Origin of the sequence: Novilysobacter longmucuonensis (assembly GCF_046600735.1) — a bacterium.
In the GTDB taxonomy this organism is placed as follows: domain Bacteria; phylum Pseudomonadota; class Gammaproteobacteria; order Xanthomonadales; family Xanthomonadaceae; genus Novilysobacter_A; species Novilysobacter_A longmucuonensis.
The window spans coordinates 18,421-42,653 of sequence record NZ_JBJMAW010000006.1 but is presented as its reverse complement, the minus strand read 5'-3'; the positions used below and the strand labels follow the sequence as shown (position 1 = coordinate 42,653).

At 64.8% G+C, this 24,233-nt stretch carries 26 protein-coding genes and 1 pseudogene; 17 read left to right on the top strand and 10 right to left on the bottom strand.

Going from position 1 to position 24,233, the window contains the following annotated elements; translation table 11 throughout:
• Window positions 1–91 precede the first annotated feature (91 nt).
• Both ACJQWM_RS07835 and ACJQWM_RS07830 read right to left on the bottom strand, forming a co-directional pair.
• Window positions 92–817 carry a flavodoxin family protein gene (locus tag ACJQWM_RS07835; protein ID WP_332702189.1) on the bottom strand — a complete coding sequence of 242 codons (726 nt, stop codon included), beginning with the start codon at window positions 815–817 and terminating at the stop codon, window positions 92–94.
• 244 nt (window positions 818–1,061) lie between these two features.
• A complete protein-coding gene (locus ACJQWM_RS07830) occupies window positions 1,062–1,709 on the bottom strand; it encodes a cysteine hydrolase family protein (protein ID WP_332702187.1) in 648 nt (215 codons plus the stop codon).
• A 113-nt stretch (window positions 1,710–1,822) separates the two neighbouring features.
• On the opposite strand from ACJQWM_RS07830, the pseudogene ACJQWM_RS07825 reads away from it, so the two are divergent.
• From ACJQWM_RS07825 to ACJQWM_RS07765, 13 genes and pseudogenes are all read left to right on the top strand, one after another.
• Window positions 1,823–3,664: pseudogene (locus ACJQWM_RS07825) on the top strand (dihydrolipoyl dehydrogenase family protein); the annotation flags it as partial.
• Window positions 3,665–3,686: 22 nt separating this feature from the next.
• The gene (locus ACJQWM_RS07820) at window positions 3,687–4,202 is read left to right on the top strand and encodes an oxidoreductase dimerization domain-containing protein (protein ID WP_332702404.1); all 516 of its coding nucleotides are present in this window, start codon (window positions 3,687–3,689) and stop codon (window positions 4,200–4,202) included.
• Between the two features lie 4 nt (window positions 4,203–4,206).
• Complete coding sequence (locus ACJQWM_RS07815) at window positions 4,207–5,013, top strand: DUF547 domain-containing protein (protein WP_332702185.1); 807 nt, start codon at window positions 4,207–4,209, stop codon at window positions 5,011–5,013.
• Between the two features lie 78 nt (window positions 5,014–5,091).
• Complete coding sequence (locus tag ACJQWM_RS07810; protein ID WP_332702183.1) at window positions 5,092–6,135, top strand: methyltransferase domain-containing protein; 1,044 nt, start codon at window positions 5,092–5,094, stop codon at window positions 6,133–6,135.
• 178 nt (window positions 6,136–6,313) lie between these two features.
• Complete coding sequence (locus tag ACJQWM_RS07805) at window positions 6,314–7,003, top strand: DUF2064 domain-containing protein (RefSeq protein ID WP_332702181.1); 690 nt, start codon at window positions 6,314–6,316, stop codon at window positions 7,001–7,003.
• A 54-nt stretch (window positions 7,004–7,057) separates the two neighbouring features.
• A complete protein-coding gene (gene arsS, locus ACJQWM_RS07800) occupies window positions 7,058–8,014 on the top strand; it encodes an arsenosugar biosynthesis radical SAM (seleno)protein ArsS (protein WP_332702179.1) in 957 nt (318 codons plus the stop codon).
• Between the two features lie 14 nt (window positions 8,015–8,028).
• Window positions 8,029–8,586 carry a peroxidase-related enzyme gene (locus ACJQWM_RS07795; protein WP_332702177.1) on the top strand — a complete coding sequence of 186 codons (558 nt, stop codon included), beginning with the start codon at window positions 8,029–8,031 and terminating at the stop codon, window positions 8,584–8,586.
• 9 nt (window positions 8,587–8,595) lie between these two features.
• Window positions 8,596–9,099, top strand: a complete 504-nt coding sequence (locus ACJQWM_RS07790; RefSeq protein ID WP_332702175.1) for an arsenate reductase ArsC — start codon at window positions 8,596–8,598, stop codon at window positions 9,097–9,099.
• A 73-nt stretch (window positions 9,100–9,172) separates the two neighbouring features.
• On the top strand, window positions 9,173–9,661 hold the full coding sequence (locus tag ACJQWM_RS07785; RefSeq protein ID WP_332702174.1) for a hypothetical protein: 489 nt from the start codon (window positions 9,173–9,175) through the stop codon (window positions 9,659–9,661).
• Between the two features lie 395 nt (window positions 9,662–10,056).
• The gene (locus tag ACJQWM_RS07780; RefSeq protein ID WP_411306754.1) at window positions 10,057–10,446 is read left to right on the top strand and encodes a TraR/DksA family transcriptional regulator; all 390 of its coding nucleotides are present in this window, start codon (window positions 10,057–10,059) and stop codon (window positions 10,444–10,446) included.
• 155 nt (window positions 10,447–10,601) lie between these two features.
• Entirely contained in the window at window positions 10,602–11,186 is a 585-nt protein-coding gene (gene nudE / locus ACJQWM_RS07775) for an ADP compounds hydrolase NudE (RefSeq protein WP_332702402.1), read from the top strand.
• A 48-nt stretch (window positions 11,187–11,234) separates the two neighbouring features.
• Window positions 11,235–12,476, top strand: a complete 1,242-nt coding sequence (locus tag ACJQWM_RS07770) for an MFS transporter (protein ID WP_332702170.1) — start codon at window positions 11,235–11,237, stop codon at window positions 12,474–12,476.
• Between the two features lie 118 nt (window positions 12,477–12,594).
• Window positions 12,595–13,011 (top strand): hypothetical protein, encoded by a 417-nt coding sequence (locus ACJQWM_RS07765; RefSeq protein ID WP_332702168.1) that lies wholly within the window; start codon window positions 12,595–12,597, stop codon window positions 13,009–13,011.
• Between the two features lie 142 nt (window positions 13,012–13,153).
• Here ACJQWM_RS07765 and ACJQWM_RS07760 read toward each other — a convergent pair whose 3' ends face one another.
• From ACJQWM_RS07760 to ACJQWM_RS07735, 6 genes are all read right to left on the bottom strand, one after another.
• Window positions 13,154–13,570 carry a MauE/DoxX family redox-associated membrane protein gene (locus ACJQWM_RS07760; RefSeq protein WP_332702166.1) on the bottom strand — a complete coding sequence of 139 codons (417 nt, stop codon included), beginning with the start codon at window positions 13,568–13,570 and terminating at the stop codon, window positions 13,154–13,156.
• A 142-nt stretch (window positions 13,571–13,712) separates the two neighbouring features.
• The gene (locus ACJQWM_RS07755; RefSeq protein WP_332702164.1) at window positions 13,713–14,627 is read right to left on the bottom strand and encodes a phosphate ABC transporter ATP-binding protein; all 915 of its coding nucleotides are present in this window, start codon (window positions 14,625–14,627) and stop codon (window positions 13,713–13,715) included.
• Window positions 14,624–15,508, bottom strand: a complete 885-nt coding sequence (gene pstA / locus ACJQWM_RS07750; protein WP_332702162.1) for a phosphate ABC transporter permease PstA — start codon at window positions 15,506–15,508, stop codon at window positions 14,624–14,626. Before pstA ends, ACJQWM_RS07755 begins: the two co-directional genes overlap by 4 nt.
• On the bottom strand, window positions 15,501–16,346 hold the full coding sequence (gene pstC, locus ACJQWM_RS07745) for a phosphate ABC transporter permease subunit PstC (RefSeq protein ID WP_332702160.1): 846 nt from the start codon (window positions 16,344–16,346) through the stop codon (window positions 15,501–15,503). Before pstC ends, pstA begins: the two co-directional genes overlap by 8 nt.
• Before the next feature lies 1 nt (window position 16,347).
• Complete coding sequence (locus tag ACJQWM_RS07740; protein WP_411306753.1) at window positions 16,348–17,202, bottom strand: phosphate ABC transporter substrate-binding protein; 855 nt, start codon at window positions 17,200–17,202, stop codon at window positions 16,348–16,350.
• Between the two features lie 31 nt (window positions 17,203–17,233).
• Complete coding sequence (locus tag ACJQWM_RS07735) at window positions 17,234–17,815, bottom strand: carboxymuconolactone decarboxylase family protein (protein WP_332702156.1); 582 nt, start codon at window positions 17,813–17,815, stop codon at window positions 17,234–17,236.
• 225 nt (window positions 17,816–18,040) lie between these two features.
• Here ACJQWM_RS07735 and ACJQWM_RS07730 point away from each other — a divergent pair, with 225 nt between their 5' ends.
• Window positions 18,041–18,904 carry an alpha/beta fold hydrolase gene (locus tag ACJQWM_RS07730; RefSeq protein WP_332702154.1) on the top strand — a complete coding sequence of 288 codons (864 nt, stop codon included), beginning with the start codon at window positions 18,041–18,043 and terminating at the stop codon, window positions 18,902–18,904.
• Window positions 18,905–18,926: 22 nt separating this feature from the next.
• Here the strand turns inward: ACJQWM_RS07730 and ACJQWM_RS07725 are convergent, their stop codons facing one another.
• Together ACJQWM_RS07725 and ACJQWM_RS07720 are read right to left on the bottom strand one after the other, a co-directional pair.
• Complete coding sequence (locus tag ACJQWM_RS07725; protein WP_332702152.1) at window positions 18,927–20,672, bottom strand: glycoside hydrolase family 15 protein; 1,746 nt, start codon at window positions 20,670–20,672, stop codon at window positions 18,927–18,929.
• Entirely contained in the window at window positions 20,665–21,432 is a 768-nt protein-coding gene (locus ACJQWM_RS07720) for an SDR family NAD(P)-dependent oxidoreductase (RefSeq protein WP_332702150.1), read from the bottom strand. Before ACJQWM_RS07720 ends, ACJQWM_RS07725 begins: the two co-directional genes overlap by 8 nt.
• A gap of 252 nt (window positions 21,433–21,684) precedes the next feature.
• Here ACJQWM_RS07720 and ACJQWM_RS07715 point away from each other — a divergent pair, with 252 nt between their 5' ends.
• From ACJQWM_RS07715 to ACJQWM_RS07705, 3 genes are all read left to right on the top strand, one after another.
• Window positions 21,685–22,752 carry a cysteine hydrolase family protein gene (locus ACJQWM_RS07715; RefSeq protein WP_332702148.1) on the top strand — a complete coding sequence of 356 codons (1,068 nt, stop codon included), beginning with the start codon at window positions 21,685–21,687 and terminating at the stop codon, window positions 22,750–22,752.
• 240 nt (window positions 22,753–22,992) lie between these two features.
• Window positions 22,993–23,436 carry a helix-turn-helix domain-containing protein gene (locus ACJQWM_RS07710; RefSeq protein ID WP_332702146.1) on the top strand — a complete coding sequence of 148 codons (444 nt, stop codon included), beginning with the start codon at window positions 22,993–22,995 and terminating at the stop codon, window positions 23,434–23,436.
• Window positions 23,429–24,121 (top strand): nucleotidyl transferase AbiEii/AbiGii toxin family protein, encoded by a 693-nt coding sequence (locus tag ACJQWM_RS07705; RefSeq protein ID WP_411306752.1) that lies wholly within the window; start codon window positions 23,429–23,431, stop codon window positions 24,119–24,121. The genes ACJQWM_RS07710 and ACJQWM_RS07705 overlap by 8 nt, the downstream gene beginning before the upstream one ends.
• Window positions 24,122–24,233: the final 112 nt, after the last annotated feature.

The window sequence follows — 24,233 nt, the reverse complement described above, 5'->3', positions numbered from 1 at the left end:
GAAACTGCAGTCTACACAGCTGCCCGCAGCACTCACGCGCGCCATGCCTGGCGCGCGCGAGCGAGCCAGCAGCGTGTTCTGCCCGGCGCGTTCAGCGGTATTCCGGGTTGGGGTGATCGAAACGGCAGCCGGCGTCCCAGGCACTGCGCTGGTTGCCGTGCGCCGGCACGCCGCCGGCATCCTTCAGCAGTCGCGCCAGGTGCATCAAGTTCCAGGCCATGAACGTGGTGTTGCGCTGGGTGAAGTCGTTGTCGTAGCCGATGCTGTCGTCGCCGTAGGACGGTCCGGGGCCGGCTTCGCCGATCCAGCCGGCGTCGGCCTGGGGCGGGATCGTGTAGCCGAGGTGCTGCAATGCGTACAGCGCGCTCATGGCGCAATGCTTGACGCCATCCTCGTTGCCGGTGACGACGCAGCCGCCGACCCGGCCGTAGTAGATGTACTGGCCCGCCTCGCTGAGCTTGCCGGACTCGGCATACAGCCGCTCGATCACGCGCCGGCACACCGAACTCTCTTCACCCAGCCAGATCGGCGTGCCCAGCACCAGGATGTCCGCCGCCATCACCTGCTTGCACAACCCCGGCCAGTCGTCGCGGTCGAAACCGTGTTCGGTCATGTCCGGCTGCACGCCCGGCGGCAGGTCCAGATCGACGGGGCGCACGATGTCCACCTGCACGCCATTGGCCCGCATCACGCCGGCCGCGACCTGCATCAATCCTTCCGTGTGCGAGTCCTCGCCGCTGCGCTTGAGCGTGCAGTTGAGGAACAGCGCGCGCAGGTCGGTGTAGTGGGCGGGTGGACGGGGCTCGGTTGCAGTCATTGGTCGATTCCTGTGATGTCGATGGTTTCGTGAACCGCGCCGACGGGATACAGGGTGCCGGACGATGGTTGCCATGGCGCGCGGGCGTCGAATTAGTTGTGCGGAACTTCCAGTCCCGCCCGAGCGGATTGCGCGGGCCGAACCGGGTACTCGCGGCGCAAATCGCAGGACCAACCCAGAGACGATCCCTGCATCGGATGGGGTGAGGCCGTTTCCCGGCAGGCCCAGCGACGAGCCGTGCCGTTCAATGCAGCGCCTCTACGGCCTCCGCGGTGGTCAGCACTTTGCTTGCGATGAAGTTGAAGTTGACCACGGCGGCTTGGTAGCCGTCACCCAGCTTCGGATCGCGTGCGGCCGCGGTGGCGTCTTTGACCACAAAGACTTCGAATCCCTGTTCGACCAGATCGCGCATGTGCGACTCGACGCACAGGTTCGCCGACATTCCGGCCAGCACGACCTTGCCGATCCCGTGTTTGCGCAACTGCAACGCCAGGTCGTTGTTCTGGGGGCCGTAGACCTTGTGCGGGCTGACCACGATGGTATTGCTGTCGGTCAGCAGCGGCTTGAGCCGCGACAGCCAGTCGGCCCCGGATCCGTCGAGTCCGGCAAGGTCCAGTGGACCGCTGCGGGTGAACATGCCGATCTCGTGCATCTTGCGTTCGAGCGTGCCGCCGAACTGCCATTGCTTGTCGGCCGGATAGTAGTAGTGCGGGGATACGAAGGTCTTGTAGCCGCCGTCGCGCGCGGCGGACATCAAGGCCTCGAGGTTGGCGATGGTGTCGTTTTCGCGGACGCTGTCGCCGACCAGGCCCCACGCGGCGCCTTCTTCGCTGAGGAAATCGTTTTGGGGGTCGGTCACTACCAGTGCGGTGGTTTTGTTGTCGATGTTCATTGTTGGATCCTTGTGGTCGGGGGAGGGTAGGCACGGTTCGTCCCTTCGTGATCGGCCAAGCGCGGGCACCAGTTTCCATGCAAGCAAACCGCGTCTAGGTATGGATCCGACCGATGCAATGGGAAGTCCAGCCTCACCAAAAGGGAGACTCGTCTGGCGCAAAAGGATTCGCAACACGCATCTTTCGTTCGGCCAGCGGTGTCGTCGACGGGGTCCGATCGGCACGAAACCACGCTTCAACGCAGCGCACAGAGTCAGCCGCCGCGAATCCTTTTGCATCCTTGCGCACTCTTCAACTGCACCAGGGGACCAGATCCCCAGCCATTGAAACCCGGAATCGCATGCCCCGTTTTTCTTCACGCTGGATTGTCGTGATCGTGCTCGCACTGGTCGCCTTCGCGCTGTGGCGCAGCGGGCTGCTGGCCGAATTAAGCTTGGAGGGGCTCAAGCCCCGCCAAGGTGCGCTGCAGGGCTGGACCGCAGCGAATCCGTGGCTGGCCGCGGGTGGGTTCTTTGCGTTGTACGTGCTGGTCACCGGCGTATCGCTGCCCGGCGCGACGATCCTGACCCTGGCGGCCGGCGCGATCTTCGGCCTGGTGCAGGGCACGATCCTGGCGTCGTTCGCCAGTTCGATCGGCGCGACGCTGGCGTTTTTGGCTTCGCGCTTCGTGCTGCGCGACGGCCTGCGCCGCAAGTACGGCGAGCGCCTGCGCGCGTTCGATGCCGGCATCGAACGCGATGGCGCCTATTACCTGTTCACGCTGCGGCTGGTGCCGGTGGTGCCGTTCTTCCTGGTCAACCTGCTGGCCGGTCTGACCGCGCTAAAGACCAGGCTGTTCTACCTGGTCAGTCAGGCCGGCATGCTGCCGGGGACGATCGTGTACGTGTACGCGGGCACCCAACTGGCGCGCATCGAGACGCCCGGCGACGTGCTGTCGCCGGGACTGATCGGGGCGTTCGCACTGCTCGGGCTGCTGCCGCTGCTCATGCGGCTTTTCACCCGCTGGCTGGACGCGCGCCGCGTCTATAAGAGCCATGCGCGCCCGCGTCGTTTCGACTTCAACATGATCGTGCTCGGTGCCGGTTCGGCCGGGCTGGTGTCGGCCTACATCGCCGCGACCGCGCGGGCCAAGGTGGCGCTGATCGAGCGCGACCGCATGGGTGGCGACTGCCTCAACACCGGCTGCGTGCCCTCCAAGGCCTTGCTGCGCACGGCCCGACTGATGGCCGATGCGCACAATGCGCAGCGATACGGCATCGACCGGCTCGAACCCGAGGTCTACTTCGCCGAGGTCATGCAGCGGGTGCAGTCGGTGGTGCGCAAGGTTGCGCCGCATGATTCGGTCGAGCGCTACACCGCGCTCGGGGTCGATGTGATCCAGGGCGACGCACGGATCGTTTCGCCATGGGAAGTCGAGGTCGCGGGCAAACGCCTGAGCGCGCGCAGCCTGATCATCGCTACCGGCGCCAAGCCGCTGGTGCCGGACCTGCCGGGGCTCGAGCGCATCGATTACCTGACCTCCGACAACCTGTGGGACCTGCGCGTGTTGCCCAGGCGCTTGGCGGTGCTCGGCAGCGGCCCGATCGGCTGCGAGCTGAGCCAGGCGTTCGGGCGACTGGGCAGCGAGGTGACCCAGGTCGAGATGGCACCGCGTTTGCTGCCGCGCGAAGACGCTGATGCAGCGGCCGAGGTCGAGGCGCGGTTCGTCGAGGAAGGCATCACCGTGATGACCGGCTGCAAGGCGCTGCGGGTGGAGCGCGAGCACAAGGGCGCGGGCGAGGGCGGGGTGCTGTTCTGCGAGCAGGACGGCGCGGAAATCGGGATAGCGTTCGATCGGCTGCTGCTGGCGCTCGGGCGCAAGCCCAATGTCGAAGGCTTCGGCTTGCAGGAGCTGGGCGTAGAGATCAGCGATCGCGGCACCGTGCAGGTCGACGCGCTGCTGCGGACCAACTTTCCCAACATCCTGGTCGCCGGCGATGTTGCCGGCCCGTACCAGTTCACCCACGTCGCCGCGCCAGGCCTGTTATGCCTCGCTCAACGCCTTGCTGGCGCCGTTCTGGAGCTTCAAGGTCGACTACCGGGTGATTCCCTGGGCGACCTTCACCGATCCGGAGGTCGCGCGCGTCGGTCTGTCGGAGGACGAGGCCAGGGAGCAGGGCATCGCCGTAGAGGTCACCCGGTACGGCCTGGACGATCTCGACCGTGCGATCGCGGATTCGGCCGACTGTGGTTTCGTCAAGGTGCTCACGCAGCCGGGCAAGGACCGGATCCTCGGCGCGACGATAGTGGCAGCGCGCGCGGGGGACCTGCTGACCGAGTTCGTGCTGGCGATGAAGCACGGCCTCGGCCTGAACAAGCTGCTCGGCACCATCCACATCTATCCGACCATGAGCGAGGCGAACAAGTACGTGGCCGGCAACTGGAAGCGCGCGCATGCGCCGCAGTCATTGCTGCGACTCGCCGAGCGCTTCCTCGCCTGGCGCAGGGGTTGATCGCATGCGCATCCTGATCGCCATCCTGCTGCTGGCCACGAGTGTGGCGACCGCGGCGCCCGCACCGGCGGCGTTCGATCGCTCCCATGCCGCCTGGGATCGCCTGCTGGACATGCATGTGCAGTGGAACGCGGCAGGCACCGCGACCGCGGTCGACTATGCGGGCTTCAGCCGCGACCGGCAGGCGTTGCGCCTGTACTTGAAGAGCGTAGCGTCGGTGGGCACCGCGGAGTTCAGGCGCTGGCCGCAGGCCGAACGCCACGCGTTCCTGATCAATGCCTATAACGCCGCGACCGTCGAGCTGGTACTGACGCGCTATCCAGAGCTGAAGTCGATCAAGGAGATCGGTGGATGGTTCGGATCGCCGTGGAAGCAGCAGGTCCTGCAGCTGCTAGGCGGCCAGCGCAGTCTCGACGACATCGAGCACACGCTGCTGCGCGGTGCCGTCGATTACACCGACCCGCGCATCCATTTCGCGGTCAATTGCGCTTCGCTCGGCTGTCCCGCGCTTCGGCCGGAGGCGTATCTGGGCACGCGGCTGAATCAGCAGCTCGACGATCAGACCCGCCGATTCCTGCGCGATCGCAGCCGCAATCACTACGACCGGCGCAGAGGCGAGCTGCGCGTGTCCAGGATCTTCGACTGGTACGCCGGCGACTTCGACGCGCACAGCGGCGGGGTGAATGCGTTCCTCTTGCGTTACCCGGCGGAACTGGAGCTGGACGTCGAGGCCGTACAACGACTCCGCGCCGGCCGCATGCCGCTGTCCTACACCGGGTACGACTGGCGCTTGAACCGGAGGCGTCCATGACCGCACGCCACGCTGAGCCCCGGGTTCTCGCGCATCGCGTCCTACCCTCCCATTTGGCTTGATTGATCAGGAAACGTCATGAATCTTCCCTCCGCACACGACGACATCCGCCACTATTACGGCGAGGTGCTGCAATCCAGCGGCGACCTCAAGACCGGCGCATGCTGCCCGCTCGAGGCTATGCCCGAAGCCGTGCGCACGCTGCTGGCCGACGTCCACCCCGAGGTCAAGGACCGCTTCTACGGCTGCGGCTCGCCGTTGCCGCCGACGCTGGACGGCATGACCGTGCTCGACCTGGGCTGCGGCACCGGCCGCGATGTCTACCTGCTGTCACGACTGGTGGGCGAGCAGGGGCGCGTCATCGGCGTCGACATGACGCCGGAGCAGCTCGAGATCGCAGTGCGCCATCAGGCCTGGCACGCCGAGCGCTACGACCATGCGCAATCCAATGTGTCGTTCGTGGAGGGCTACATCGAGCGCCTCGATGCCTGCGGAATCGCCGACGACAGTATCGACGTGGTGGTCTCGAACTGCGTGCTCAACCTGTCGCCGGACAAGGAGCGGGTATTCGCCGAAATCTTCCGCGTACTCAAGCCCGGCGGCGAGCTGTACTTCTCCGATGTGTTCGCCGATCGCCGCATCCCGCCGGAGCTGCGCACCGATCCGTTGCTGCTGGGAGAGTGCCTGGCCGGCGCGCTGTATGGCGAGGATTTCCGCCGTCTGCTCGGCCGGGTCGGCTGCAATGATGCGCGCAGCGTCAGCCAGTCGCCGATCGCGCTGCTCGATGCGCAGATCGAGGCGCGAATCGGCATGGTCGGCTTCCGATCGGTCACGATGCGCGCGTTCAAGCTCCCGCTGGAGGACCGCTGCGAGGATTACGGCCAGACCGCGACCTACCGCGGCACCATCGCCGGATTGCCGCATGCGTTCGTGCTCGACGATCACCATCGTTTCGAGACCGGTCGGCCGCTGCGGGTCTGCGGCAATAGCTTCGACATGCTGGCGCGTTCGCGGTACGCCGATCATTTCCGATTGCTGGGCGACACCAGCGTGCATTTCGGTCTGTTCGACTGCGCCACAGGTCCGGTAACGGCCTTGGCGGCCGCGGGCGCCTGCTGCTGAACCAGATGTCACCGTATCTCGCCCTCGTGACTACCGCAGGCCTCGGCGACCACGCCGAGCGGGACTTGTCGCCGCAGTTCGACGCGGCTCGTGCCGGTGCCAAAAGGACCTGCGCCGAGCGGCCGTGGCGGGTGCACACCGATGCGCGGGTGACCGCAGCGTCAGCGGAGCGCTCATCATGAGCTGCGGCATCGCCATTTTCGTCAAGACTCCGTCCCTGTCACCGGTCAAGACACGACTGTGGCCGGACCTCGGCCAACGATGCTCCGAAGCGCTGTACCTGGTCGCTGCAGAGGCGGTGGCGTCGGTGGCGGAGGCGGCGCAGCAACGGGCGGGCGTGCAGCCCTACTGGGCGGTCGCCGAAGCCGAGGCTTTGCACAGCGATGCCTGGATCGACCTGCCGCACCTTTCCCAGGGCACTGGGTCGCTCGGCAGTCGGATGGCGCAGGTGTACCGTTTGCTGCGGCTGCGCCACCACGGCGCCATTGTGATCGGTGCCGATTCGCCGCAACTGGTACCGGCCGCGCTCGAACGCGCGGCCGACTGGCTGGCGTCGTCCGAGCCGCGGCTGGTGATCGGGCGTGCGCAGGACGGCGGCTTCTGGCTGTTCGGCGGCAACGTGGCCTTGTCCGACAGTGCCTGGCTGAGCCCGCAGTACAGCAGCGAGTCGACGGCCGATCAGTTCGTCGTGGCGATGCAGCGTTTCGGCCGCTGGCTGCAGCTGGAAACCCTGGGTGATATCGACACCGCAACGGATCTGCCGGACGTCCACGCCCACCTCTCGCAGCTGGTCGCGCCCACCGATGCGCAGCGGCGACTGCTGGACTGGCTCGACGCGCTGCCATCGACGATGGGAGCGTGCCCGTGATCCGCGTCCTCCTGCTCAACGACTCCACCGTTTCATCCATCCGGTATCCGATTCATGCATGACACCTGGCCCCTGCTACAGCACAGCGACTTTCCCGCCATCGAGCGCGGGCGGGTCACGACCTTGCAGCTCAACCTCGGCTATCTGTGCAATCTGAGCTGCATCCACTGCCACGTCGCCGCCGGCCCTCGGCGCACCGAGACGATGGACGAGGACACCATGCGATTGGCGCTGGCCGTCGCCCGGCACCTGGGCGTGGAGACGCTCGACCTGACCGGCGGTTCGCCCGAAATGAACCCGCGGTTCCGCTGGCTGGTGGAGCAGGGCAGGTCGATGGGGCTGCACGTGATGGACCGGCTCAACCCGACGATCATGCAGGAGCCCGGCTATGAGTGGGTGGGAGACTTCCTGGCCGAGCACAAAGTCGAGGCGGTCGCCTCGCTGCCGTGCTACAGCCAGGACAATGTGGACGAGCAGCGCGGCAACGGCGTGTTCGAGAGCTCGATCAAGGCGCTGCGGCAACTCAACGCGCTCGGCTACGGCCAGCCCGGCAGTGCGCTGACGCTCAACCTGGTCTACAACCCGAACGGCACGTTCCTGCCGCCGGAGCAATCCGCGCTGGAGGCCGAGTACCGCCGGCTGCTCGGCGACAACTTCGGCATCGTCTTCAACCGTCTGTTCGCGCTGGCCAACATGCCGATCCAGCGCTACGGCTCCTGGCTGCTGTCCAAGGGCCATTTCGCTACCTACATGGCGACGCTGCGCAACGCGCACCGCGACGAGAACATCGATTCGGTGATGTGCCGCTCGTCGGTCAGCGTCGACTACAACGGCGACCTGTACGACTGCGATTTCAACCAGATGCTCAAGCTGCCTCTGGGCGGACGCGAGCGCAAGACCCACCTGCGCGACCTGCTCGGCCATGAATTGCCGAGCAAAGTCGGCGTGGCCGGGCATTGCTATGGCTGCACCGCCGGGCAGGGTTCGAGCTGCGGCGGCGCACTGACCTGAGGAGGGTCGAGGACATGAGCTGGATCGAGGAAATCGCGCCCGAGGCCGCGCAAGGCGATCTCAGAAGTCTGTACGAGGAGCTGGAGCGCAAGCGCGGCAAGGTGTCGAACATCCTGCAGGTGCACAGCCTGCGGCCCGAGGCGATGCGCGGGCACCTGGATCTGTACATGGACCTGATGTTCGCCCCCGGAGGCCTCTCGCGCCGGCAGCGCGAGATGATCGCGGTGGTGGTCTCGCGCGAGAACCGCTGCGACTACTGCGTTGCCCATCACGTCGAGGCCTTGGCGCGTTACGTCAGCGACCGCGCGTTGCTGGAGGCGATCGCCAGCGGCGGCGTCGTGCCGGAGCCTGCACCGTCCGATTCGGCGCTGATGGACTACGCCGTCAAGCTGACTCGCGCACCGGCGTCCGTGCGCGCCGACGATGTCCAAGGCCTGCGCGATGCCGGCATCGCCGAGGCCGACATCCTGCTGGCGAACCTCATCGTCGCCTATTTCAACTTCGTCAATCGAATCGCACTTGGGCTCGGGGTCGCGTCCAACCCGGCCGAAGTGGCCGGTTACGGCGCCTGAGGGCGGTCCATGGGCGCCGACCGGCCATGCAACGTGCTGTTCCTGTGCACCCACAACTCGGCGCGGAGCATCCTGGCCGAAGGCATCGTGACGCTGCTGGGGGCGGGCCGATTCGTCGGACACAGTGCCGGCAGCCGCCCCTCCGGACGCGTAAACCCGTTTGCGCTGGAGGTGCTGAAGGCACTGGGATGCGACACCGGCGGGATGCACAGCAAGTCCTGGGATGCGTTCGCCGGGCCACACGCACCGATGATGGACTTCATCATCACCGTGTGTGACAACGCCGCCGGCGAGTCGTGCCCGGTCTGGCCGGGCGAGCCGCTGAAGCTGCACTGGGGCCTTGCCGATCCATCGACCGTGGGCAGCGACGACGCCGGCAGGCGAGCGGCATTCCAGGACACGGCGCGCCAGATCGCCGCGCGGGTCGGGGCTTTCATCGACAGGCACGGCGCCGCCGGGGAGGGTGGAGACGCAAAACGTCACGCTGCCATCTTCACGCCCGCGGGCCAATAATCCCGCTGGCGACGCTAGTACAACCAAGCCCGGTAATCCCTGCTGATCAGGCAAGTACAGGAGGAAACATTCCATGCAAGCACATGACAGCGACACAACTACCGCAAGCGCGACACGCGCCATCGACTGGAAGGCAGCCGTCTGGGCCGGCCTGATTGCGGGCGTGGTCTTCATGATGGCCGAAATGCTGATGGTCGCGATGTTCCAGGGAGAAAGTGCCTGGGGGCCTCCCCGCATGATCGCGGCCATGGTGCTGGGTCAGGACGTGCTGCAGCCGCCTACGTTCGACATCGGGATCATGATGACCGCAATGATGATTCACATCCCCCTGTCGATCATTTATGGCCTGGCGCTTGCCGCATTGCTGCGACGGGCGAACGCTGGCACGGCACTGATGATAGGTGCGGCGTTCGGCCTGGCGATCTACCTGATCAACTTCTATGCGATCGCCTCGATGATTTTCCCGTGGTTCGCGATGGCGCGCGGCTGGGTCAGCGCGATCGCCCATATCATGTTCGGTGCCGTTGCCGGCCTGGCGTATGTCTGGCTTCGCCGCGCCTGACGGAAAACGTCGCATTACTTGTAGCCGCGGCATTTAGCCGCGGCCGATCAGTTCGATGCGTTTGTTGAGCAGCGATTCTGGTTTCCGGAAGTCGTCGCTCCAGGCTAGGCGCATTTTCCCGCGGATTCCCTGTCGTTTGGCGTGGGACTCAAATGCTATGATCGGGCGAAAAATCCGCGAAGCAACATCCCTCCGCCTGTCTCGTCGATCTTGAGGATGGCCTCAAGCTCTACTAGGTGATTTGGTTTCCGCACAATGGGGTGCGGTTCAGAGGGTCAAGACGAGGCTCTCCACATGAACGCTCCAATCTGACGCTCCCTTCTTGGCTGCGGGTGCAATGCCCGCCTCGAATGCCGTTTACCGGCACACCTTTCCAAGATGACGGAGTCACTACCATGTCCGCTAACGTTCAAAGTCTGGACGAATTTTTCAGCATGCTCGTTGAGGAGCAGCGGGACATTCGCATCACCCTCGCGAGCCTGGAAGGCTCGGGCCAGCCGGTCGCGCTCGATCAGACCACCCAGGGACGCGTCAGCAGGATCGATGCCATTTCCCAGCAGCACATGGCCAAGGCCGGCAGCACCCGCTTGTCGATTCAACTCGACCGGATCAAGGCAGCACTGGAGCGCTATGCCGCCGGACGCTACAGTGTTTGTTGCCGCTGCGAACTGGAGATCGAGCACGGCCGATTGATGGCTGATCCCGCAACGCCTTTCTGCCTGGAATGCAGCCAGGAATTGGCCGAGGCGAAGCAGCTCGACATGCGCCGAAACACCGGTCGCTGAGTCGATGCTGGTAATTACGACCGGCAACAAGCACGCCGACCGCTTGCGCGTTTGGAGCGTTCGTGGCGCGGGCGTTACGGTCGTGCGTGCCGATCCATCAATCTCCGGCGACCGCGACCGGTATGCGTCGTGACGGCGCCTCCGGTCGTTTGCTGATGCCCCGGCTACCGTTCATCCACCGAACCGAGGCCACCGATCTGGGCCAGTATTCTCTGGAAGAGGTGCATCTGGAGTTCTCCAACGGCGAACGGCGTCTGTACGAACGGCTTCACAGCCGCTCGCCGGGCGCCGTGATCATCGCCGCGATGCCGGACGCGGACACCGTGCTGTTGATCCGGGAGTACGCGGTGGGCACGCATCGCTACGAACTTGGTTTGCCAAAGGGCCGCATGGACCCGGGCGAATCGATTCTGGAGGCGGCCAATCGCGAACTGAAGGAAGAGGTCGGAATGGGTGCCAGAGCACTGACCTACCTGCGGCCGCTGACCTTGGCACCGACCTACATGAGCAACGCCATCCACCTGGTGATGGCGGAAGATCTCTATCCCGAGCGGCTGCCCGGTGACGAGCCCGAAGAGTTGGAGGTTGTCCCGTGGGCGCTGGACAGGCTCCACCAACTGGTCCTGCGCGAGGACTGCTCCGAAGCGCGTTCGTTGGCGGCACTGTTCATCGTGCGTGAAGTGCTGAACCATCGAGCGCCGCATTCCGAACCGCTGGCGGACGTCGCCGACGCTTCGTAATGACAGTACATTGCGTCCCCTTGCATTCAGCCATCAAGCCGCTTGCGAATGATCTCGCCAGGCACGCGCTCACGACAGGATTTCGCCTTGGTTCCGCTCCGGACCTATCACCGACGTGCCGCCACCTTCGGCTTCTCGGCCGCGTTGGTCTCCAGCCTGGGGCAGACGTACTTCATCGGCCTGTTCGGACTGTCGATCCGCGATGAGTTGGCGCTCGACGAATCGCATTGGGGCGCGCTTTACGCACTAGCGACGTTGGCCAGCGGGTTGTTGATGTTCTCGCTCGGGGGGCTCGCCGATCGCCTGCCGATGAAGCGGGCCATTACCGTCGCACTCGCCATACTGGGGCTCGGGACTGTCCTGATGTCAGTCGCGAGCGGTTGGGTGCTGCTGGTGATCGGTCTGTTCTGCCTGCGCCTGGGTGGGCAAGGGCTGGTCGGTCACATTGCAATCGTTGCAGCCGCCAGGCATGCCCGCCGTCGTGGACGCAGCATTGCCACTGCTGCGTTCGGTTTCATCCTGGGGGAAGCCCTGCTGCCCCTGGCAGTGGTGGCGATGCTGGGGTGGCTGGATTGGCGCTGGGTGTGGAGCATGGCCGCCGTGCTGGTGCTGGGCGTCGCGTTGCCGGCGCTGCGGGCGGTTGCTGCGCCGCTGCCACGGGCAGCAGTGATGGCCGCTCCGGCGGACGCACCGCCGCCTCTCCGGCGTCGGCAACTGGTCCGCATGCCGTCGTTCCTGGCCGCATTGGCGGTGGTGCTGGTCTCACCGTTCGTGGTCACCGCGGTGTTCCTTCACCAGGGCACGCTGGCCACGCTGCACGGCTGGACGCCGGCGCAAGTGGCTGGCGGATTCATTGCATTCGCGGCTGCCCAGACCGCGACCACCTGGCTGGCCGGTCACTGGGTGGACCGGTATGGGGTGACGTGGGTACTGCGTATCTATCTGCTGCCGGTGGCGGCGGCGTTCCTGGCACTGGCGTTTGGCTCATCGCCGCTGGCGCTGTGGGGGCTGTTCGTCGGACTGGGTGCCACGGCGGGCGCAAACAGCGTCATGTCCGGCGCATTGTGGGCCGATGTGTTCGGCGTGGACAGCCTCGGGATGGTACGCGGGGTGTACACCGGTTTCATGGTGATCGCCACGGCGCTGTCCCCGCTGCTGTTCGGCCTTTTTCTGGAGACGGGATCATCCATGACATACGTCGCGGTCGGGGTGACCGCGTATGTGATCCTGGTACCGTGGCTGGTGACACGGTCGCTCGTCGCCGATACGGAGCGTGCCTCGTGGTCCTGACGACCGCACCGGTCAGGCATGCATGAAGGCTGGCTTTGCTCTGCAGAGTCGCCCACCTGTTCGCACAAGGACCGCTGCGTCATGAGGACAGCTCGTACAACATACCCGCCCGCTGCGCGTGTTGGCGGCCGATACTGTCCCCGGCGTCACGACCTTGCAGAACGTGCTTGGTGCTCACGTCGAGCTGGTTCTTGCCCACACGATCTCCGAAGCAACAGCGTTGCTGACGCCCGAACTCGATGCGATCGTCTGCGGGATCCACTTCGACGAGTCCCGGATGTTCGATCTGTTGCGTCTCGCCAAGGCTCATCCGGCGATCCGGCGCATTCCCTTCGTCTGCTACCGCGATCTCGATACGGATCTGGGAGCGACGGTGGTCGAAGGCCTGGACATCGCAACCAAGGCGCTCGGCGCCGCGGCTTTCGTCGACACCTACAGTTTGAAGCGGATGAATGGAGTCGCCAATGCCGATGCGGACTTCCGCGACCGGGTAATGGTGTACGCACGCCAGGCCCGCACCTCTGGCGACATGTGAGTCCGCAGGTGCGCATGAGTCCTGATACAGCAAGCAGCGCGCTGCCTGATCACGATGAGGCGGGCCGCGCATTTGCGCAATGCCACCGAGCGGCTGACCGCCCGCTCGGTGGCCTTTGGTAAGAGAAGCCCGACTCTGGCTTTTACTTCGCGATTTTCCTTGAGCCAAGCGTATAGCTGTCGGAATCGCGCAGCAGATAGAGCGCCGCGCACGCCGCGAGCATCGGCCAGGCGGCGAAGAACATCAGGTTGGATCCTTCGAACGGCTCAAAGTAGTGGCTCCACGTCGAGAAAGTGGACACGCCGTGCAGGACAAGCACGATGCCGTAGCTCCACCGTCGGGCGAAGCCGACCACGAACGCCAGCAGCAGGACCAGCTCGAGTGCACCCAGCACATAGGCGATCTGCGCATCCAGGCCGCTGATGCCATAGAAGCCCGAGAACACGTCCGCCGTGTGGTCCGGACGGACGAACTTGTCCAGGGTCCACACCAGCATGACCACGAAGACGCCCAGTCGCAGCATCAGTAGGGAGATCGAAAGACGACGTTGTTGATTCATGGTGTTGTTCCTGGTTGGGTGAAAGTGGGCCGCGCGTCTTCACAGGCGTCAAGCTTGCCGGGTGGCAGCTCGTACGGGATGCGGTTGACCTCGCGGCGGAACCTGCAGCGCCGTCCCTGTCGCACCACGGATTGCCCGCGCGTCACCCGCGGGCTCCCCGCAGATAGGCGGCGGTGGTTTCGCAATCGGGGGCCTCGAACAGCTTCGCTGCCGCGCCATGCTCGACCAGCGTCCCGACGCCGTCCTCGACCCAGAACATCGCGACATCATCTGCGATCCGCCGTGCCTGGGCCAGGTTGTGGGTCACGATGACCGTGGTGTAGCGACCACGCAGGGCGGCGATCATGTCTTCCACCACGCCGCTGGCGATCGGATCCAGGGCACTGCATGGCTCGTCGAGCAGGATGACCTCCGGGTCCAGCACCAGCGCCCGCGCCAGGCAGAGGCGCTGCTGCTGGCCGCCGGACAGGTCGAAAGCCGGGGCATCGAGACGGTCCTTCACCTCGGTCCAGAGGCCGACCTGCCGCAGCGCGGTTTCCGCCTTGTGCATCCGCGTGGTGCGATCGCGCACGCCGTGCTCTCGCAAGGGGAAGGTCAGGTTCTTGCGGATCGACAGCGGAAACGGGTTGGGTTTCTGGAAGATCATGCCGACCCGGCGACGCAGTGCGATCACATCGATCCTGCGGTCGAGGATGTCGCGCCCGTCCAGCAGTACCCGGCCATTGACCGTGCAGGTGGGGATCAGGTCGGTCAGGCGGTTGAGAGAGGACAAAAACGTACTCTTGCCGCAGCCGGAGGCGCCGACCACCGCGGTGATGCAGCCGCGATGGATCGGCATCGACACGCCGCGGAGCGCTGGGACCCCGGCATAACTCACCTGCAGGCCGTCGATCCGGATGACGCACTCACGCTGCTCACAGCAGTCCGGACGGTCGAGCGAGCTGCGGACCTCGCTGCTTGTTCCCGGATCGCCGGCGTGGCTGATCGGGTCGCGGTGCTCGCAGCATCTACCCTCGAGCCGGGGCTGCATTTCGCGCACGGGTGTGTCGTCGTTCATGCCCGTATGACCCTCCGGTGCAGCCAGCGATCGGCGGTCCAGGATGTGACGAGGTTGATCACCGCCAGCAGCATGATCAATACGAACGCCGTGGCGTAGGCGGGGCCGGTGCCGCCAGGCACGTTCATCGCCAGGTCGTAGATGTGCACCGACAACGCGCGGCCCGAATCCATGAGCGATCCTGGCATGCGATCCACATAGCCGCTGGTGAACAGCAATGCCGCGGTTTCGGCCAACGCCCGGCCTATGCCGAGGACCAGCCCGACCAGCAGCCCCGGCGTGGCAGCCGGCAGCAGGATGCGCCAGATCGCTGCGGCTTGCGAAATGCCAAGCGCGGCGGCGGCCTTGCGGTAATCGTCCGGCACGCTGCGCAAGCTCGCTTCCGAGGAGCGGATCAGGATCGGCAACACCATGCATGCCAGTGTCAGTCCGCCGGAGAGGATCGAGAATCCCAGGCCCAGGTAGATGCTGAAGAAGGCGTTGCCGAACAGTCCGAACACGATCGAGGGTACCCCCGCGAGGACATCGAGCGACCGGCGCACGACACGGCCGAACCAGCCCGTGGGGGAAAATTCGGCCAGCAGGACTGCGCTGCCCACGCCGATCGGGACGCTGACCGCCAGGCAGACGCCCATGATCATCAGGGTCGAGACCAGGATCGGAGCAATGCCGCCGGCCCGGCCGGCATCGCGCGGCGCCTCGGTCAGGAACGTCCAGGACAGGTGCGGCAAGCCATGACGGACGAGATCGCCGAGGATCCACGCGAACACGGCCGCGGTCAGCAGCGCGACGCTCCACATCGTGACCGTGGCGGCGCGGTCGGGCCAGGCGCCGGCCCGTTTGACCCAGACGCCGGACAGGGCAGGGGACGTCTCAACCACGGACGCGATCCTTGCCGATCCCTTCCGCCATGGCCACCAGCACGACGGTCATCGCCATCAGCACCAGACCGCTGACGAACAAGGCCGAGCGGTGGTGGTCCATCGCGTACCCCAGTTCCAGCGCGATATTGGCCGTCAGGGTGCGGACCGGGTCGAACAGGCTGCGCGGTACCTGCACGACATTGCCGGTGACCATGAGCAGCGCCATGGTCTCACCGATCGCACGTCCGGCCGCCAGTAGGATCGCGGTGAGGATGCCGCCACGCGTGGCCGGCAGTACCACGTTCCGAATCGAAGACCAGCGCGACAGGCCCAATGCCGCTGCCCCGCGCAAATACGCTTCCGGCACGCTGCGCAGTGACGATTCGGCCAGCAGCGCCACCGTCGGCAGGATCATGATGGTCAGGATCAATGTTCCGGCCAGCAGGCTTTGTCCCGGCGGTTGCCACTGACGGATCAGCGGGGTCAGTACCACCAGCCCCCAGAAGCCGTAGACGACCGACGGTATGCCCGCCAGAACCTCCACCAGCCGTCGATACCATCGCCCGACCGGCGCGGGCGCATAAAAGCGGCTGAACAATGCCGAGCCCAGACCCAGCGGAGTGGCCAGCAGGATCGCTCCCCCCGCTGCCGCGATCGTGCCGACCAGCATCGGGCCGAGATTGAAACTTCCGCGTGCCGCGCCGCCAGCTGGATGCCACGACGGATCGTTGAAGAACCGCATCATCCCCACCGATCCCAGCGCCGGCAGCGACTCGAGCACGATGAACCCGAAAATGAGCACGACAATGGCCGCCGCCAGCGCGGCAATGAGTCGCAATGTCGAGAGCAGGGCCATGTCACCGCGAGACCGGCACTAAATACTGCGCTTCCACCACGTCGTTCACCGCGCTCGAGCTCGCGTAATCGATGAACGCCGAAGCCAAGGGCGACACCGGGCCGTGCGTTACCAGGTTCAGCGGGCGCGACAGCGGAAACGAGCCATTGCGGACATTGGCCACGCTCGCTTCGATACCGCCCATCGGCAGGAGCTTGATCGGCCTTCCAGCGGACGCCTCGTACTCCGCGGCACCGATAGAGACATAGCCGATCGCATTGGGGTCGCCCGTCACGGTGAGGATGCCCTGCAGGTTGTCGCCAATGACGATGCTGGGGCGGACGGCATCGGCGGCGAGCTTGAAGTGACCGAGGAAAAGCTCCAGTGTCGAGCGCCCCTCGGCCTTGTTCACCACGGTGATCGGCGCATTGTTGCCGCCCACTTGAGACCAGTTGCTGATCCCGTCGTTATAGATGCCCACGACCTGGGCATCGCTCAGCATGGTCACCGGGTTGTCGCGATGCACGATCAACGCGATGCCATCCCGGGCAATCGTATGGGCCGTCAGATGCGACTCAGCGGGCTTGAGCGCACGCGATGCCATGCCGATGTCGGCCGTGCCCCGCCGCGCATCGGCAATGCCACGCGATGAGCCGCCGCTCTGCACGTCTATCCGTACCCCCGGATGCAGCAATTCGAACTGCTTGGCGATCTCGCCGGCCAGCGGCGCAATCGTGCTGGAGCCGCTAACGATGAGCCGCCCGGAGAGCTTTCCCTGTGCTGGCGCGTCGTCTTCTTGCCCGCGGAAACATCCGGTCAACGACAGCAGGCAGACCATGACAACGAGGGCCACTGCACTTTGTAATTTCAGCCTCATGCGCAACTCTGGTGAAGCGCGGCCGGGTCCTTTATGGTTTCGTCCACGCGTGGGCAGCCAGTTCGGGGTTGGTCTGCGTACCGGTCAGGTGGTTGGCATAGTTGCTGAGGGTCTTCATCGCCACGCCGAGCACCACTTCGAGCGCCTGCTGCTGGTTGAAACCGGCATCGAACAAAGCGCTGGAGCTCTCATCCGAGACCCAGCCGCGATCACGCATCAGCGCGCGGGTGAACCTGGCCAGAGCATCCAGGCGCGGTTGCGGGAGCGTTTCGGCGGCGCGCAGGGCATCGACGGTCTCGGCGGGTAGCTTCACCATGTCCCGCGCCATCATCGAGTGCGCCGCGACGCAGAATTCGCAGCCGTTCTCGACGCTCGCCGCGATCAGGACCACCTGGCGCTCGGCCGGGGTGAGCGAGGTCTTGTCGAACTGCGCGGACAGCCCGAAATACGCCTCGAGCGCAGCAGGCGCTTCGGCGAGATGGGCATACAGGTTCGGCAGGAAGCCCAGCTTGGCGATGGCACCGTCGAGCAGGGGGCGGGCCTTCTCTGGCGCGCTATCGGGGGTGTGCTGAGTGAACATGATCATGGAACTCCTTGGCACCTGGGAAGTCATCGTTGCTGGTAGAAGAGGTGCCGGGCAGGAAAAAGGATTCGCGACTGGCAAAAATCGGTCGATCTGCCATGACGCGCTCGACGCTCCGGGATTTGGCGCTGCTCCGGTTCGCTGGCCGGCGGGCTTCCGCGTTGCGGCCGCAAGCTGGCGCACTGATCGCGGTATCACGGCAAATTGACTTCCGCAGCCGTCCAATGGCGGGGTGCGGCCCGTTGGAGAATCACGTTGCAGAATCCACAGCCCGACCTGCGAAGCCATGAGGCCGATGTCGGTGGCATCCGCATGCGGTGGGACGAGCGGGGAAGTGGCATTCCCGTGGTACTCGTGCACGGAATCCCCACCTCGCCGCAGCTCTGGCGCAAGGTCATGCCGCTGGTGGACGGCGCCCGCCTGATGGCATGGGAGATGGTGGGCTATGGCCACTCCATTCCCGAAGGGCGCGGGCACGACATCTCCGTACGTGCCCAGGCCGGATATCTGCTCGAATGGCTCGATGCTCAAGGGCTCGATCGCGTGGTGCTGGTTGGCCACGACCTCGGCGGCGGCGTGGTCCAGATCGCCGCGCTGCGCCATCCGGAACGGTGCCAGGGGCTGCTGCTGACCAACGCGATCGGATATGACTCCTGGCCGATCCCCAGCGTAAAGATGCTCCGCGCCGCCGGAGGTCTTGTCAGACGCTTGCCTGCGGGCATGATCAAAGCCGGGATCTTCAGGATGCTGATGGCTCGCGGACACGACGACGCGCAAGTGGCCCGCGAGTCGCTCGCGCTGCACTCGGCGCCCTACGCCGAGCACGGCGCGGGGGAGGCACTGGCCCGGCAGGTGCGCTCGCTCGAGGTAAACGACACGCGCGTCGTCGCCGGTGAACTTCCGACGCTGGCTGGCGTGCCCGCGCGGGTGGTCTGGGGCGCCGCCGATCAGTTCCAGAAGATCGAGTATGGCGAGCGCTTCGCCCGGGATCTTGACGCGCCGCTAGAGCGTATCGAGGGTGGCAAGCACTTCACGCCGGAAGATCATCCCGATCGGATCGCGGCAGCGCTGGGCGCGCTGTTGCGCGAGGTAAGCGAGCGCGCGTCGAGTCAGCCCTGACAGCTTGTGCTCATGCTGGTTCTCACGTTGGTTCTCCGGGGCGGCCCTGCATGGCAGTCCTGTAATCGATAACGGCGCCGATAAAGGAAGCATGCACAAAGGTCTGGGGAAAATTGCCCAGCATCGTTCCGCTGTCGGGATCGGCTTCCTCGGCAAAGAATCCGAGATCATTGGAGTACTCGAGAGCCGCTTCCAGGATCTGGCGGGTGCGGTCCAGATCGTTGCGAATGATCCAGTACTGCGCCACCCATATCGTGCCCGCGAGAAAAGCGCCCTCACCGAACCGCTCGAGCTCCTCCAGATGCCGCCAGTACAGGTGGCCTCGGCAGTAGTCGCGTTCAAGCGCGTCGATCGTGGCCAGCATCTCGGGTGCTTCCGCCTCGCAGTAGCCCCACGTCGGAAACAATGCGGCCGATACGTCGACCGCATCGCTTCCGGCAAAGACCGCGTACGCGCCATCGGCGGTAAGGCAGTGTTCGGCGACGTATTGGTCGATCTTCTGCACGGCGCCCAACCACCTGTCCGCCTGTTGCCGTTCCTCGGCAAAGTCCGCGAGATAACGCAGGCCGCAGGAGACAATCACTTTCGAGGCCGTGTACTGCCGGGACTCATGTTCCTCCCATATGCCGTAGTCCGGCTGGTGCCAGTTGTCGACCAGGAAGTCGGCGATCTGGCGCACGGTTTCCCAGTGTTCCCGCGTGTCATGACGGCCGTAAATCAACTTCGCCGCGAGCAGGACGTTGGCAAAGCCATCCAGCTGCAGCTGGTCATTGGCGCCGTTGCCGATCCGCACGGGCCTGCTGTCTGCAAACCCGGACAGCTCAATGCGCGATTCGTCGGGCGCAGGTTCGGAATCCAGCGACAGGAACGGAGGCAGCAGCGGCTTGTCGTCCACCTCCTGCTTCGAGCCGCAGATGAAGTCCAGGAAAAGCCGCTCGTCGGGACCCGTGCTTCCGGCGCGCACCAGCGCACTTGCGATCATTCCGGCATCGCGCATCCAGACGTAGCGGTAATCGTAATTCCGCGACCCACCAGGTACCTCCGGCAGGGAGGTCGTGGCCGCCGCGACAATGCCGCCGCTTTCGCCATAGGTAAGCAACCGCAAGGCGCGCAGCGACTGCGCCACCTGCCGCTCGAACGGCCCGTGGTAAGTGATGCGCGACGCGATGCCCCGCCACTCGGCAAGCGTACCGTCGAGCCAGCGTTGCACGTCCGCGCGGCTGGGTGGCGCAATCGGAGCGTCTGCCAACACCGCCCAAGTTTCCTTGCCCGGCGGCAGCTCGAAATGGATGGCGCCGTCGTCGATCTCCAGATCTTCCGAGCTGTAGAGCCACCAGTTCCCGTTGATGCACACGCCACCTTGGTCGGTGCGCAGGTCGGCGGCGTCTCTCGCGTAGTTTGGCGCGGGCCTCACGACCACGCCCACCGCTTCGGGCGGCGCCGAGAACAGGCGGCAGATCGAACGTGGACAATCCGGACCCATCGGCATCCAGTCGGTGACACTGAAATGACCGGTCGCCAGCTCGAGTCGGGTCTCGAGCACGGCGCTGTCCTCGATGTAGGCGCGACCGGCCGGGCGTGCGGACGGCACTTCAAATGCCCAGGCGCCGCCTTTTTCGTCATCGAGCAACGCGGCAAACAGCGACGGGCGGTCAAAGCGACCCGGGCAGTACCAGGGGATGGAACCGTCGGCGGCCACTACCGCGACAGTTCGCCGGTCGCCAATGACCGCAAGCTCCCGAATCCCGGTTCGTACGTGCTTAGGCACCTTGGCCCTGGAAGAGCATCAGCGCGCCGTCGACGACTATGGTGGTCCCGTGGATGTAGCGCGCCTGCTCGGAGGCGAGGAAGACCGCCACGTGGGCGATCTCTTCCGGCTGCGCCGCGCGCTTCATCGGAATGGACTGGACCTGCTTTTCCAGCACTTTCGGATCGTCGATCGCGGCCTGGTTCATCGGGGTCAGCACCATGCCGGGTGCGATGTTGTTGACGTTGATGTTCTTCTCGGCCAACTCCAGTGCGAGCGTCGTGGTCAGGTTGCGGAGCCCGCCCTTGGAGACGTCATAGCCCGCTGCGCCCGTACGCGGAATTTCCTGGTGCACGCTGGTGATGTTGATGATCGTGCCGTGCGTGTCGGAGCCGTCCAGGCCACGGATGAACTGCTGGCAGCAGAAGAACGGACCGTAGAGATTGGTCCGCATGATGTTGTCCCAGTGCTCCAGGCTCATGTCCTTGACGGGCTTTCCCGCAGCGTCGACGCCTGCGTCATTCACCAGAATGGTCGGCGTCCCCAGCCTCTCACTCACCGTCTGGAAGAACTGCTCGACGAGAGAAGGGTCGCGCACATCCAGGTGCGTGACAAAGCCCCTGCGGCCGGCTGCCTCGATCTCGCTCAGCGTGCGCTCCGCGCCTTCCTTGTCGTGAAGCCAGGTGACCGCCACGTCGGCGCCCTCGCGTGCGAACGCTACGGCGGTGGCTTGGCCGATGCCGGAGTCTGACCCGGTAACAATGGCGATCTCGCCTTCCAACCTGCTCGTATTCAAGGGTTGCCTCCGGATGCTTCGGTCAAGCTGGTATTGGACGCCCGGCACGATCAGCGCTCTGTGAACCGGGGGGGCGCAACTATCCGCAGGCTCCGGATAGGCACCACCCCGAAGGCCCACACGCCGGCGTGAGCGGGCACATAGGGCCACGCAGGCGCTTGAGATTGCCAGTCATGGCTCACGGTGGCTCGACAGTTGCCGGCCTATCTTCCAGAAGACAGGCAATGGAGCATGACAATGAAACACTTCGAAAACGCTGCGAGTGCGGAGAGTCAAGTCAGGCATGCGACCTATCTTGCGAAAGACGATCAGGCGCTGACGTTCCCGTCGGACCGAACGGTACTTCTGGTGATCGACCCCGTGAATGATTTTCTCTCGGAGGGCGGAGCCGCCTGGGAGCTCACCAAGAACACCGTAAAGCTGCATAACGTGGTCGAGAACATGAAACGGGCTATCGACGGTGCGCGCCGGCATGGAATTCCCGTCATTTACGGGCCAATGGCGTACACGGAAGAGGATTATGCCGACGAATCCCTGCAGCGCCGCACAGGCATCAACAGGATCATGTTCGAAAACAAGATGTTCCTGGCCGGGAGCTGGGGGGCCGACTTTCATCCCGACCTGCAGCCGCGGGACGACGAGATCGTCCTGCTGCCGCACAAGGGGACCGACGTGTTGCACACCGATCTTCCCGATCACCTGGAGCGACTGGGTACCACGCATATGGTGATCATCGGCATGACCGCGAACCTGTGCTGCGAGAGCACCGGGCGCCACGCGGCGGAAGCTGGTTTCGATGTGACCTATTTGTCCGACGCGATCGGTTCGGAAAGCGTCCCTAGCTACGAAGCCGCGGTACGGGTCAATTTCCCGCTCATCGGCAATGCCGTGATGAAGGTCGATGAGTTCCTCACCGCGCTGCAGAACCCGGCGGGGGACGTGGAGGTCCAGGTAGGCGATACGGTCCATGGCTCCGACCACATGGAGATCGGCACCGTCGAGCAAGTCGTGGGTCCGTCGCCGGAGACGGAAGGCTATCTGCTCGTGCCGCGCGGCATCATCGTCGACAGGGACATCTTCATTCCGCTGGCTGCCGTCGTGAAGCGCGCCGGTACCGACGTGTTCATCAATGTGCCCAAGCTCGTCGTAGGCAAGATGCCGTGGGATGAGCCGACTGGCCGCGTCGAGCAGCGCGAGAAATACGGTAAGCCGATGCGGGACGTGGGCCAGCTGTACGGCTCGCACTCGGCCTCGGCGCAAACACAGTCCGCCGTAGGTGGCGGCGTGCAGGCACAACCGCAGTAAGCTCCTCAAGCTGGTCCGGAGAGAACGGTCTGACAACGAGAAGCCGTCTCCGTTGTAAGTGTGACAATCGAGGAACGCGGGATTGAGGGCGGGTTCACTGCGCTGGCTGCGTAGAACGCTTCGCCGGCCGTGTCCGGTCCTCTTCGCAGCGGGCGACCGGGGGGTCAGGCGTGCACCGACGATGATGCGGACGGGCCCCGTGGGCTATGGGAGTCTCGAATTCGTGACATTCACCTGTAGATGTCCTATATTCGCGACGTGGCCACCGACCTTCCCTGTGCTACTAAGCTCACCCGGGCGTTAGGCAATGCCTTGCGTACCGCCCGCCAAGCTGAAGGACTGACTCAAGCGCAACTGGCTCAGCGGGCGGGCATTGCCCGGCAAAAGCTGATTCAGCTCGAGCAGGGCAAGCCGGGCGTGGCCATGGCGGCGTACACCGCCGCGCTCGATGCCTTGGGCCTGCAACTCGCGCTGCAACCCACGCAACTACGAATCACGGACTACCCGCAGCTCAAGCGTTTGGCTTGGAATCGCCCCGGCGACGATCTGGTCACAGAGCGTGATGCGCTTGCGCTGTACGAGCGCAATTGGCGATTGGTCGATCAGGAGCAAATGCCTGCCCGCGAGCGCGAGCTGTTGCAGCGCTTGGTGCAAAAGCACGGAGGTGGGATCTTGCATGTTTGAGCGTGCACACCATCGCCGAATCGCGTCAGTGCTGAATGCATTCGACGCAGAACTGCTTGAGCGCGTGCATTGCTTTTTTGGTGGAGGCACCGCCATCGTCCTGGCGTTGAACGAATACCGTGAATCGGCCGACATCGATTTCCTGTGCTCGGATCGCGACGGCTATCGCGAATTGCGGCAGGCCATCTCCGCGCCGACGCTGGGTGCGTTGTTACGGACGCCGATAAAGCACGTCCGCGACGTCCGAACCGAGCGCGACAAAATCTCGACCTACCTGGAAGTCGACGATATTCCCATCAAGGTCGAATTCGTCCTGGAAGCACGTATCGATATTGCCGGGGCGATAGACGCCAGCCTCGGCGTGCCGGTGTTAAGCCGCGACGATATGTACGCCGAAAAGATCCTGGCCAACGCCGACCGCGGCCTGGATCGCTCGGTCATGAGTCGCGACTTGATTGACCTGGCAATGATGATCCAGGGATGGGGGCCTATCCCCGAGACTGCCTGGAACAAGACGTTCGACGCATATGGCCCAGCCGTCTACGAGCAGTTCGACAAAGGTCTGGCATTACTCAGCAAAAGCGAACACCTCAAAAAGTGCATGGCAGCGATGTCCATCAATCCTGCGCTGAGCAAGGTGATCCTCGACACGCTGACCGAGCATCGCCCGAGGACAGTCGGATGAACTTTCGCGGTAGCTAGCGGACCTCATTCCTGCCGCCTTGGATTTCATTTCTGAGCCACTCACAAGGAGTGAGTGCTGCAGGATTTAGCGTAGGGCGAGCCTTTGCATCCTC

Bases quoted from the DNA above. Each gene is read 5' to 3' on its own strand.
- ACJQWM_RS07710 (WP_332702146.1), top strand. From the start codon at position 22,993: ATGTCCTATATTCGCGACGTGGCCACCGACCTTCCCTGTGCTACTAAG.
- ACJQWM_RS07790 (WP_332702175.1), top strand. From the start codon at position 8,596: ATGGGCGCCGACCGGCCATGCAACGTGCTGTTCCTGTGCACCCACAAC.
- nudE (WP_332702402.1), top strand. From the start codon at position 10,602: ATGCCCCGGCTACCGTTCATCCACCGAACCGAGGCCACCGATCTGGGC.
- ACJQWM_RS07805 (WP_332702181.1), top strand. From the start codon at position 6,314: ATGAGCTGCGGCATCGCCATTTTCGTCAAGACTCCGTCCCTGTCACCG.
- ACJQWM_RS07785 (WP_332702174.1), top strand. From the start codon at position 9,173: ATGCAAGCACATGACAGCGACACAACTACCGCAAGCGCGACACGCGCC.
- pstC (WP_332702160.1), bottom strand. From the start codon at position 16,346: ATGGCCCTGCTCTCGACATTGCGACTCATTGCCGCGCTGGCGGCGGCC.
- ACJQWM_RS07715 (WP_332702148.1), top strand. From the start codon at position 21,685: ATGAAACACTTCGAAAACGCTGCGAGTGCGGAGAGTCAAGTCAGGCAT.
- ACJQWM_RS07770 (WP_332702170.1), top strand. From the start codon at position 11,235: ATGATCTCGCCAGGCACGCGCTCACGACAGGATTTCGCCTTGGTTCCG.
- ACJQWM_RS07705 (WP_411306752.1), top strand. From the start codon at position 23,429: ATGTTTGAGCGTGCACACCATCGCCGAATCGCGTCAGTGCTGAATGCA.
- ACJQWM_RS07835 (WP_332702189.1), bottom strand. From the start codon at position 817: ATGACTGCAACCGAGCCCCGTCCACCCGCCCACTACACCGACCTGCGC.
- ACJQWM_RS07815 (WP_332702185.1), top strand. From the start codon at position 4,207: ATGCGCATCCTGATCGCCATCCTGCTGCTGGCCACGAGTGTGGCGACC.
- ACJQWM_RS07755 (WP_332702164.1), bottom strand. From the start codon at position 14,627: ATGAACGACGACACACCCGTGCGCGAAATGCAGCCCCGGCTCGAGGGT.
- ACJQWM_RS07780 (WP_411306754.1), top strand. From the start codon at position 10,057: ATGTCCGCTAACGTTCAAAGTCTGGACGAATTTTTCAGCATGCTCGTT.
- ACJQWM_RS07760 (WP_332702166.1), bottom strand. From the start codon at position 13,570: ATGAATCAACAACGTCGTCTTTCGATCTCCCTACTGATGCTGCGACTG.
- ACJQWM_RS07830 (WP_332702187.1), bottom strand. From the start codon at position 1,709: ATGAACATCGACAACAAAACCACCGCACTGGTAGTGACCGACCCCCAA.
- arsS (WP_332702179.1), top strand. From the start codon at position 7,058: ATGCATGACACCTGGCCCCTGCTACAGCACAGCGACTTTCCCGCCATC.
- ACJQWM_RS07740 (WP_411306753.1), bottom strand. From the start codon at position 17,202: ATGAGGCTGAAATTACAAAGTGCAGTGGCCCTCGTTGTCATGGTCTGC.
- ACJQWM_RS07810 (WP_332702183.1), top strand. From the start codon at position 5,092: ATGAATCTTCCCTCCGCACACGACGACATCCGCCACTATTACGGCGAG.
- ACJQWM_RS07795 (WP_332702177.1), top strand. From the start codon at position 8,029: ATGAGCTGGATCGAGGAAATCGCGCCCGAGGCCGCGCAAGGCGATCTC.
- ACJQWM_RS07820 (WP_332702404.1), top strand. From the start codon at position 3,687: ATGTTGCCGGCCCGTACCAGTTCACCCACGTCGCCGCGCCAGGCCTGT.
- ACJQWM_RS07735 (WP_332702156.1), bottom strand. From the start codon at position 17,815: ATGACTTCCCAGGTGCCAAGGAGTTCCATGATCATGTTCACTCAGCAC.